Consider the following 11,059-nt stretch of genomic DNA (forward strand, 5'->3'; position numbering starts at 1 on the left):
CGGCGCCGCCGCGATCGATCCGGGCCGGGCCCTCGGCGACCTGGGCGTGGACTCCCTGGCCGCGCTCGAACTGCGCAACCGCATGAGCGCGGACACCGGACTGCGCCTGTCCACCACGCTCACCTTCGACTACCCGACGCCGGACGCCCTGGCCGAGCACCTCTTCGAGGAGCTGGGCGGCGACACCGGGGAGCCGTCGGTGGACGTCGAGGCCGAGGTGATGCGCCTGGAGGAACTCCTGGGCGACGCGCTGGAGTCGGCCGAGGTCGACGGCGAACGACGGGCCCGGGTGGCCGCGCGGCTGCGGGCCCTGAGCGCCGCGTGGGGCGGCGCGCAGGAGTGGGAGGAGGCGCCGCGCCCGACCGAGGAGGGCGGCCCCGCACTGGAGTCGGCCACCGCGGACGAGCTGTTCGGCATCCTCGACGACGAGCTCGGCACCTTCAACTGACGCGGGCCGTACGACGCCTCGGCCGTCCCGGGCGAGTACCCGGGACGGCCGAGGGAGGAACAGCGCCGGAAGGAGGGCGACGCGGTGGGAGAGGGACGACGGCGACGGTCAGACCGTCGAGTGGCTGCTGCGGGCCCCGTGTTCCGCCCGCTCCTCCTGCGCCTCCTGCTCCGGCAGGGCGGGGATGCGGCGCTCCAGCATCTTGGAGGGCAGCTCGGTGCGGCTGGCCACGTTCAGCTTCCGGTACACGCGCGTCAGATGCTGCTCGACGGTGCTGATGGTGACGTGGATGCGGCTGCTGATCTCGCGGTTGGTGTAGCCGAGCGCGGCCAGGCCCGCCACGCGGTACTCGGCGTCGCTCAGGAGCGGCGCGGCGGCGCCGGAGCCGCCGGGCGCCGGTGCCGCGGAGGGGCCGTGCCCGAGGAGCCGGTCGTCCACGGGCGACTCCACGTGGCACGCCTCGGCCTCCCGCGCGGCCTGGCGCGCCACCAGACGGGCCCGGTCGAACTCGCCGAGCTCGGAGTGCGCGGCGGACAGGTCGCCGTAGGCGAGGGCGAGTTCCAGGTGGTCGCCGCAGATCTTGAGGAGGTCGATCGCCTCGCGCAGCAGCGGGGCGCGCTGGTGCGGCTTGCTCGCGCCGGCCAGGACGCGCAGGGCCATGGCGCGGGCCCGGGAGCTGTGCCCGCCCGGCAGCCGCAGCTGCTGCTCGGCCCACTCACGGGCCGTGCGGGGCTTGCCGATCCGCAGGTTGGCCTGCGCGAGGTCGGTCCGCCAGGGGATGCCCTTCTGGAGGTTGGGGTTGCCGTCCCGCATCAGCCGGCCGCAGGTCTCGAAGTCGTCGAGCGCGGCGAACGCCTGGTCGGTGGCGAGGTGGTGGTGTCCGCGGGCGCGCAGGTACTGCAGGCCGAAGACGGTGCGGAACATCGGCTCGGGGACCTCGCGGGTGAGGAGTTCCTCGGCGTCCTTGTGCCGGCCCAGCGCGGTGTACGCGAAGATCGCCGTGGACAGCGGATGGCCGACGAGCACGCCCCAGCTGTGCGCGTGCAGCATGTCGAGCGCCTCGACGGCGCGCTCCGCCGCAGCGGTCACGTCTCCCTGGAGCAGGCAGAGTTCGGCCCGGATGCTGCCGAGCAGCGCCTGCCAGGTGCGGGCCCCGCGGCGTACGGCGCAGTCGAGGAGGGCGTCGCAGGCCTTGGCGGCGTCGTCGGTGCGGTCGGTGTGCGCGATGGCGAGCAGCGCCATGGCGACCAGTTCGAGGTTGAGGTGGTCGAGCTGGTGGCTCTGCAGGGCCTGGGCCACGGCCGCCACGGACGCGTCGGTGGCGTCGCCGCCGACCAGGACGGCCATCTTGGCGCGCAGCCCGGTGGCGTCGCCGATGGCCGAGCGGGGCTGTGCGACGAGTCTGCCGACGTCGGCGCTGCGCCCCGCGATCGCGACGCCGTAGAACCACTGCCGGATGAACTCGACCTCGGCGATGATGTGGGCGTCGGATTGCGTCCGCGAATGCATGACCGTGCTGATGGTCTTGGCCGCGAGTTCCGTGTCCCCCTGCCAGAGCATGTGCCGCAGGACGGTCGCGGCGTCGCGCGGGTCGAGGGCGTCCTGGAGCGCGGCCTCGCGCAGCGGCGCCAGATAGGTGCCGGCGGCGGCCGGGTTGACCCGCCATTCCGCGCGGGCGAGGGCGGCCGACAGCGCGTGGCGCTCCCATTCGTCGTCGCAGTCCCGCAGGACGAGGCGGAGATAGCTGGTGCAGAGCACCACGTCGTCCGCGGCCAGGGCCTGTTCGGAGGCGGCGCGCAGGATGCCGCGGCCCCAGGCCGTGTCGACGCGGTCGGCGGCGAGCAGCTGGCCGGCCACCTCGGAGGCGGGTGAGCCGTTGCGGTACAGCAGTCCGGCGACCTCGCTGTGCAGGGCGCGGCGCTCGGTGCGGTCCATGTCGTCGAGGATCACCGCGGCGGCGGCCGGGTGCCGGAAGGCGTACCCGTCGAGCAGTCCCGTGGCGCCCAGGACGTCCACGACGTCCTGGACGGCGGCGGGCGTGGTGCCCGTGAGGAAACCGACGGTGGTGGCGCAGGCGCGCTCGCCGAGCGCCGCGACGGTCCGGGCCACGCGGATCAGCCGGGCGTCGCCGCGGTAGAGGCAGGCGAGGACCGCGTGCCGGTAGGAGGTGCTGGCGACGGGACGGCCGATGCCGGCCCGCGCGCGGGTGCTGTCGTCCAGGAGGGCGTGTATCAGCATGGGGTTGCCGGCGGTGACCCGGTGATAGGCACGGCTGATTTCCGCCGGGACGGCGGAACCCGCCTGAAGGGCCAGCAGATCGGTGACCCCCTGCTCAGACAGTGGGGCGAGGCGCACCCGGCGATGCGGCTGCCGCGTCAGCTCCCGGTGCGCAATTGACCGAGAAGCGCCGTTACTGGAGGTTGCGCAGACAACAAGTATTCGCCTGGTGCGGATTTTTCTGAGCAGGCTCAGGAGTCCTTGGAGGGATTCCCGGTCCATCAGATGAGCGTCATCCACGGAGATGAGCAGAGGGCGATCATCGGGTGCCGTGGCGAGTAACGCGGCGGTAACTTCGTCGGCCGCCCGTGTGACGGCAATGTTCCAAGTCTTTTCGTGTTGTTGATAATTCGTTTCCTCGCTGTCGACCAAGGAGGGCAGCGCGTGTGACAGCGGCCAGGCGGTCCCGGCGCCGTCGAGCAATTGCCGGATCACGCTCATCGGGCGGTCCCGCTCGGTCGCCGACGCGGTCGCGGAAAGCACGCGGGCGCCGGTGGCGCCCGCGGAGTTGAGGAATGCGTGAACGAGGCCGGTCTTGCCGGACCCGGGGCCGCCCGTGACGATGACGAGTCCGCCGGCTCCCTTCGCGCTGTCGCTGAGCGCTTCGTGCAGGATCCGTAGTTCTCTGTCGCGGTCCAACAGGCGCATGGGTGAGCCCCCCTGAGATCGGTTTTCCCCGTGGATCGCGCCCCGACGTTCGGCGGTCCGAGCGGGGGACTGCCTGGTCAACGTGGGAATGGGTGGGCCGCCCGGCGCGTGCGCGACCGTGAGCGGTCGGCCGCGGACCCGGGTGCTCGGGCGGGTGTCCGGCCCCTGATCTGGGATCCCGGCGGGGCGCGGAGGTGACGGGCCACAGATGGTGCACCGGTGACGGTGACGGTGGGGGGCGGGACCGATGGAGCGGTGCTGCCTCAGGTCGGGTCGGTCTGACAGCGGTGCGCCGGAGCGTGTGGTGGCTCGCAGATCCGGGCCGGTCGGGTCGGTGACACCGTGGACGTTCCTCGCACGCCTATGTTTCCTTCCGTCACGTTGGGCTGACGTTCATTGCGAGGGAAACGCTGCATCTCTTTCCTTCGCTTTTCACGTAGTCGCGTGTCGATCGTGGAAGTTTTGTCGATGCATTGCAGTTGTGTGAACGGGCGTCGACGGTTTTCAATGCCGCGTTGGATTGGCAGATTGTGCCGACGCATTCGCTCAGTAGTCCGGTATCGGACGCTATCCGTCTCGTGTCAACGCTGTCAACTTCAACTTCCGGATGGTGCGTCGCACTTGTTCCGGCCGGTGCGGCCGGGTTGTTCGGATGTTGTTGGGAGGTTGTTGCGAGGGGGCGCGGCCCGGTTGCACAACACAGTGCAGTTCCGGATCGGCCGCTATCCGATTCGCCGGAGTGCGGAATGGCGGATTCGGGCGGCGAGGGAAAGGCACTCGGTACGGATAGGCAGGACCGGGTGTCCGAACGGGCAACTGGGGGGTGCTGGGGGTGCTAGGGGTGTCCTGCGCCTTCCCGGGCTCCTTAGCCTCCGTGAACGGAAGGGCAAGCGGGCAGGGGACTCGGATGGGTCGGCCCGCATTCGAGAAGCCTTCTTCGATTTCGATCGGATGGCGCGCTGGTGAACAACGAGGATCAACTGCTCGACTACCTCAGGCGGACGACGGCGGACCTGCGTGAGGCGCGGCGGCGGTTGCGCGAGAACGAGCAACGCGCACACGGCCCGGTCGCGATCATCGGCATCGGGTGCCGTTACCCCGGTGGCGTCCGCACCCCCGACGACCTCTGGGAGCTGCTGGCCGCGGGCACCGACGCCGTGTCGGACTTCCCCGCTGACCGCGGCTGGGACGTGGAGTCCCTGTACGACCCGGACCCCGACCGGCCCGGCAAGACCTACGCCCGAACCGGCGGATTCCTGCACGACGCCGCCGAGTTCGACCCCGACTTCTTCGGCATCGGCCCGCGCGAGGCCCTCGCGATGGACCCGCAGCAGCGGCTGCTCCTGGAGACGTCCTTCGAGGCGTTCGAACGCGCGGGCATCGTCCCCGCGTCCCTGCGCGGCAGCCGCACCGGCGTGTTCGCGGGCGTCATGTACAACGACTACGCCACCCGTCTCGCGGCCGTCCCCGACGACCTCGACGGCTATCTCGCCAACGGCAGCGCCGCGAGCATCGCCTCCGGCCGCGTCGCGTACACCTTCGGCCTGGAGGGCCCGGTCGTCACCGTCGACACCGCCTGCTCTTCCTCGCTGGTGTCGCTGCACTGGGCGGTGCGCGCGCTGCAGGCGGGGGAGTGCGAACTCGCCCTGGCCGGCGGCGTGACCGTGATGTCGACGCCGGAGACGTTCGTCGACTTCAGCCGGCAGCGCGGGCTCGCGCCCGACGGCCGCTGCAAGGCCTTCGCGGCCGCCGCCGACGGCACCGGCTGGGGCGAGGGCGCGGGCATGCTCCTGGTGGAGCGGCTCGCCGACGCCCGTCGCAACGGCCACCCCGTGCTCGCCGTGATCCGCGGCTCCGCCGTCAACTCCGACGGCGCGAGCAGCCGCCTCACCGCCCCCAACGGCCCCTCGCAGCAGCGCGTCATCCGCGCCGCGCTGGCCGGCGCCGGGCTCGCCGCAGCCGACGTCGACGCGGTCGAGGCGCACGGCACCGGCACCTCGCTCGGCGACCCCATCGAGGCGCAGGCACTCCTCGCCACGTACGGGCGCGAACGCCCCGCGGACCGGCCCCTGCTGCTCGGCTCCGTCAAGTCCAACCTCGGGCACACGCAGGCCGCCGCCGGGGTCGCGGGCGTCATCAAGATGGTGATGGCCATGCGGCACGGCGAACTGCCGCCCACCCTGCACGTCGACGAGCCCACCCCCGAGGTCGACTGGACCGCGGGAGCGGTGGAGCTGGCGACCGACCGCCGCCCCTGGCCCGCCACCGACCGGCCCCGCCGCGCCGCGGTCTCCTCCTTCGGCATCAGCGGGACCAACGCCCACGTCATCCTCGAACAGGCACCCGCCGAGAGCGAGTCGGACGCCGACGCGGAGCAGGACGCGGACGCACCCGTCGCCGCCTCCCCGGTGAGGTCCGACAGCCCCGTCCTCCCGTGGATCGTCACCGCGCGCGGCCCCCAGTCCCTCGCCGCGCAGACCGACGCCCTGCGCGACTGGCTCGACGCGCGCCCGGACACCCCGGCCGCCGACGTCGCGCTGTCGCTCGTGACCACCCGGTCCCAGTTCGAGCACCGCGCCGTCGCCGTCGGCCGCGACCGCGACGAGCTCCTGGCCGCGCTCACCTCGGCCGAGGCGCTCAGGCCGGCCGGCGGCAGGACCGCGTTCCTCTTCACCGGGCAGGGCGCGCAGCGCCCCGGCATGGGCCGCGCCCTGTACCGCGCCTTCCCCGTGTACGCCGAGGCATTCGACGCCGTGTGCGCCCTGGCCGACCAGGACGCCGAGCACCCGCTCGCCGACCTCGTCGACGGCGACGCGGAGCGGCTGACCCGCACCGACCACGCGCAGATCGCGATCTTCGCGACCGAGGTGGCGCTGTTCCGGCTCCTGGAGTCGTGGGGCGTACGTCCCGACCACCTCGCCGGGCACTCCATCGGTGAACTCGCCGCCGCGCACGTCGCGGGCGTCCTGTCCCTGCCGGACGCCGTCACCCTCGTACGCGCCCGTGGCCGTCTGATGGCCGCGCTGCCGGAGGGTGGCGCGATGGTGGCGGTGCAGGCGGGTGAGGAGGAGGTGCGTCCGTTCCTGGACGGTCGTGTCGGTCTCGCGGCGGTGAACGGTCCGCGTTCGGTGGTGGTGTCCGGTGAGGCGGGCGCGGTGGAGGAGGTGGCGGCCCGGTTCGAGAAGAGCAAGCGGCTCACTGTTTCGCATGCGTTCCACTCGCCGTTGATGGATCCGATGTTGGATGAGTTCCGTGCGGTCGCGAAGGGGCTGACGTTCCACGAGCCGGGCATTCCGCTGGTGTCCACGCTCACCGGTGAGATAGCGGATGCCGATCTCGTACGCGATCCGGACTACTGGGTACGTCATGTCCGGGGCACCGTCCGCTTCGCCGACGCCGTGAACACCCTCACCGCACTCGGCGTACGCACCCTTCTCGAAGTCGGCCCGGACGCCACGCTCACCGCCATGGCCCGCGGCTGCGTCGGCGACGACACCGTCACGGTGCCCGCCCTGCGCCGCGCGGGCGACGAGGAGCGCGACCTGGTCACCGCCCTCGCCCACCTGCACGCCACCGGCACGCCCGTCGACTGGCCGACGTTCTTCGCCGCGCACGGCGCACGCCGCACCGACCTGCCCACGTACGCGTTCCGGCGCGACCGGCTGTGGCTGGAGGCGGCCGCCGCCGGGACCGGCGACGCGGCCGGCCTCGGCCAGACGCCGACCGGGCACCCCCTCCTGACCACCCTGACGGACCTGCCCGACTCCGGCGGCGCCGTCCTCACCGGCCGGCTCTCGGTGTCCGCGCAGCCGTGGCTGGCCCACCACGCCGTCCACGGCACCGTCCTGCTGCCCGGCACCGCCTTCGTGGAGATGGCGCTCCAGGCGGGGGAGCGCACCGGCTGCGACACCGTCGACGAACTCACCCTGCACGCCCCGCTCGTCCTGCCCGAACAGGGCGCCATGGCCGTCCAGGTGTCCGTGGGCGCCGACGAGGACGGGCGGCGCGCGCTGACCGTGTGGTCCCGCCGCGCCGACACCCCCGACGCGCCCTGGACCCGCAACGCGGACGGCGTGCTGACCGCAGCCGAACCCGCCGACGACGTCCCCCACGACGACCTGACGGTGTGGCCGCCGCGCGACGCCGAGCCCGTCGACCTCGACGGTCTCTACCCGAACCTGGCCCGCACCGGCTACGGCTACGGCGAGGTCTTCCAGGGCCTGCGCGCCATGTGGCGCCGGGGCGACGAACTCTTCGCCGAGGCCGCCCTGCCCGACGGCGCCCGCGCCACGGCCGGTGCGTTCGGCGTCCACCCGGCGCTCCTCGACGCGGTCCTGCACGTCAACCTCGTCGACCTGGGCGACGGCCAGGCGGTGCTGCCCTTCACCTGGGGCGGCGTCACCCTGCACGCCGCCGGGACGCCCGTGCTGCGCCTGCACCTGACCAAGTCCGGACCCGAATCGGTGGCCCTGGCCCTCGCCGATGCCACCGGCGCCCCGGTCGCCTCGGTGCGCACCCTCGTCGCCCGGCCCGTCTCCGCCGACCAACTGGCCGGGGAGGCCGAGGAGTCGCTGTTCCGAGTCGACCTCGCGCCGCTGCCCGCCCCGGCATCCGCGCCGGCGCCCTCCGTGGCCGTACTCGACGGGAACGGCCTGGACGCCCTGGCCGAGGCGGACCCGGTGCCCGACGTCGTGGTGCTGCCCGTGCCGCCCGCGCCCGACGGCGCCGACGTCCCCGCCCTCGTACGCGACCGCGTCGTCGCCACCCTCGCCACCCTGCGGGACTGGCTCGCCGACGAGCGGTTCGCCGGGAGCAGGCTCGCGGTGCTCACCCGCGCCGACGACCTCACCCACGCGCCGCTGTCCGGCCTGGTGCGCGCCGCGATCGCCGAGAACCCGGGCCGCTTCCTGCTGGTCGACACCGACGCGGACGGCGACGACACCGTGCCGGTCACCGCGCTCGCCGCCGGCGAACCCGAAGTCGCCCTGCGCGACGGACAGATCCGCGTGCCGAGGCTCGCCCGCGCCAAGCCCGGCGGCCCCGTCCACTGGGACCCGGACGGCACCGTCCTGATCACCGGCGGCACCGGCGGACTCGGCGGCCTCATCGCCCGCCACCTCGTCACCGGCCACGGCGTACGCCGCCTGCTGCTGGTCAGCCGGCGCGGCGCGGACGCCCCCGGCGCGGCGGACCTGCGCGACGAACTGACCGCGCTCGGCGCCGAGGTGACCGTCGCCCGCTGCGACGCCGCCGACCGCGCCGCGCTCGCCGACCTGCTCGACGCGCACGACGTGCGCGGAGTCGTCCACGCCGCGGGCACCGTCCACAACGGCCTGCTCGCCTCCCTCGGCCCCGAGGAGGTCGAGCGGGTGCTGCGCCCGAAGGCCGACGCCGCCTGGCATCTGCACGAACTCACCCGGGACCGGGACATCTCCGCGTTCGTGCTGCTCTCCTCCACCGCGGGCCTGCTGGCCGGCGCGGGCCAGGCCAACTACGCCGCCGCCAACACCTTCCTCGACGGCCTCGCCGCGCACCGGCGCGCCACCGGACTGCCCGCGGTCTCCGTGGCCTACGGCCTGTGGTCCGAAGCCGGCGGCCTGGCCGAGCAGATGGACGACGCCGACCTGGAGCGCATGCGCAGGATCGGACTGCCCGCCCTGACCGCCGCGCAGGGACTCGAACTCCTCGACGCGAGCCTCGGCGGACAGGACGGCGTCGTCTACGCCACCCGGCTCGACGCCGCCGCGGTCCGGGCCAGGCCCGACGGAGTGCCCGCGCCGCTGCGCGGCCTGGTGCGGCCCGCCCGGCGCGCCGCCGCCGCGCCCGCCCCGGGCGCCGGCACCGCGTCCTGGCGCGAACGCCTCGCGCCGCTGCCGGACGCCGACCGCGACCGCGCCCTCCTCGACCTGGTGCGCGGCCACGTCGCCGCGGTGCTCGGGCACGCCTCACCGGAGTCGGTGGAGCCCTCCCGCGCCTTCCAGGAGATGGGCTTCGACTCACTGGCCGCCGTGGAACTGCGCAACCTCCTCGCGGCGGCGACCGGCCTGAACCTGCCGGCGACGCTCGTCTTCGACCAGCCCTCGCCGGTCGCCCTGGCCGCGTACCTCAAGACCGCGCTCATCCCCGGACCGGCCGACCTGGCCCGGTCCGCCCTGGCCGAAGTGGACCGTCTGGAGGCCGCGCTGACCGCGCTGCCCGACCAGGACGGCAGCCACGCCCGCGTCACCGCACGGCTCGAAGCGCTGCTGCGGACCTGGCAGGACACGCACGGGCGGCACGCCGCGGTGGCACAGGCGGACATCGCCGCATCCACCGACGAGGAACTCTTCGCGAGGATCGACAACGAACTGGGAGCCCTGTAATGGAAGAGTCCGCCACCGTCGAGAAGCTGCGCGACTACCTCAAGCGGGCCACGACCGAGCTCGAGCGCAGCCGAGGCCGCGTACGCGAGCTGGAGGACCAGGGCCGGGAGCCCATCGCCATCATCGGCATGGGCTGCCGCTACCCGGGCGGCGTCCGCACCCCCGAGGACCTGTGGACCATCGTCGACGAAGGCATCGACGTCGTCACCGAGTTCCCCGTCGACCGCGGCTGGGACATCGACGCCATCTACGACCCCGAGCCCGGCACCCCGGGCAAGTCCTACGTCCGCCACGGTGGCTTCCTGCACGACGCCGCCGAGTGCGACCCCGCGTTCTTCGGCATCAGCCCCAAGGACGCGCCGGGCACCGACCCGCAGCAGCGGATGCTCCTGGAGACCACCTGGGAGGCGTTCGAGCGGGCCGGCATCGACCCCCAGCAGGTCAAGGGCACCCCGACCGGCGTGTTCGTCGGCCTGATGCACCACGACTACATCGGCGGCACCATCTCCGGCAGCATCGTCTCCGGCCGTATCGCCTACACCCTGGGCCTGGAGGGCCCCGCGGTCACCATGGACACCGCGTGCTCCTCCTCGCTCGTGGCGCTGCACTCGGCGATCCAGGCGCTGCGCAAGGGCGAGTGCTCCCTGGCGCTCGCGGGCGGCGCCGCGCTCATGGCGAGCCCCGAGATGTTCGTCGAGTTCAGCGAGCGCCGGGCGCTGTCGCCCGACGGCCGCTGCCACTCCTTCTCCGAGGAGGCCGCAGGCGCCGCCTGGGCCGAGGGCGCCGGCATGCTCCTGGTGGAGCGGCTCTCCGACGCCGTGCGCAACGGCCACGAGGTCCTCGCCGTCATCCGCGGCAGCGCCGTCAACCAGGACGGCGCCTCCAACGGCATGACCGCGCCCAGCGGTCCCGCCCAGATCCGCGTCATCCGCCAGGCCCTCGCCGACGCCCAGCTCGCCCCGCACCACATCGACGTGGTCGAGGCGCACGGCACCGGCACCACCCTCGGCGACCCCATCGAGGCGCAGGCCGTCATCGCCGCCTACGGCCAGGACCGCCCGGAGGGCCGGCCGATGTGGCTGGGCTCCATCAAGTCCAACATGGGCCACCCGCAGGCCGCCGCCGGAGTCGGCGCCATCATCAAGATGGTCATGGCCCTGCGCCACGGCGTCCTGCCCAAGACGCTGCACGCCGAGCGGCCCACCACCGCCGTCGACTGGAGCGCGGGCGACGTACGGCTGCTGAACGAGGCCCGGCCCTGGGACACCGACGGTCGCCCGCGCCGCGCGGGCGTCTCCTCCTTCGGCATCTCCGGCACCAACGC

At 73.6% G+C, this 11,059-nt stretch carries 4 protein-coding genes and 1 pseudogene; 3 read left to right on the top strand and 2 right to left on the bottom strand.

Features of this window, described 5'->3' with window-relative positions; all coding sequences use genetic code 11:
* On the top strand, positions 1 to 448 hold a 448-nt coding region (locus AOK22_RS31895; RefSeq protein WP_244165187.1), incomplete at its 5' end, for an acyl carrier protein.
* Positions 449 to 556: 108 nt separating this feature from the next.
* Here AOK22_RS31895 and AOK22_RS31900 read toward each other — a convergent pair.
* Both AOK22_RS31900 and AOK22_RS43165 read right to left on the bottom strand, forming a co-directional pair.
* Positions 557 to 2,686: a helix-turn-helix transcriptional regulator gene (locus AOK22_RS31900; RefSeq protein ID WP_237773094.1), complete on the bottom strand. Its 2,130-nt coding sequence runs from the start codon at positions 2,684 to 2,686 to the stop codon at positions 557 to 559.
* Positions 2,687 to 2,884: 198 nt separating this feature from the next.
* Positions 2,885 to 3,373 (bottom strand): annotated as a pseudogene (locus AOK22_RS43165) (ATP-binding protein); the annotation flags it as partial.
* A 962-nt stretch (positions 3,374 to 4,335) separates the two neighbouring features.
* Here AOK22_RS43165 and AOK22_RS31905 point away from each other — a divergent pair.
* Entirely contained in the window at positions 4,336 to 9,735 is a 5,400-nt protein-coding gene (locus AOK22_RS31905; RefSeq protein WP_055702202.1) for a type I polyketide synthase, read from the top strand.
* A gap of 26 nt (positions 9,736 to 9,761) precedes the next feature.
* The coding region (locus AOK22_RS31910; protein WP_425264093.1) for a beta-ketoacyl synthase N-terminal-like domain-containing protein at positions 9,762 to 11,059 on the top strand (1,298 nt) is incomplete at its 3' end.

It is taken from the genome of Streptomyces silaceus, from assembly GCF_001419745.1.
GTDB classification, from domain to species: domain Bacteria; phylum Actinomycetota; class Actinomycetes; order Streptomycetales; family Streptomycetaceae; genus Streptomyces; species Streptomyces silaceus.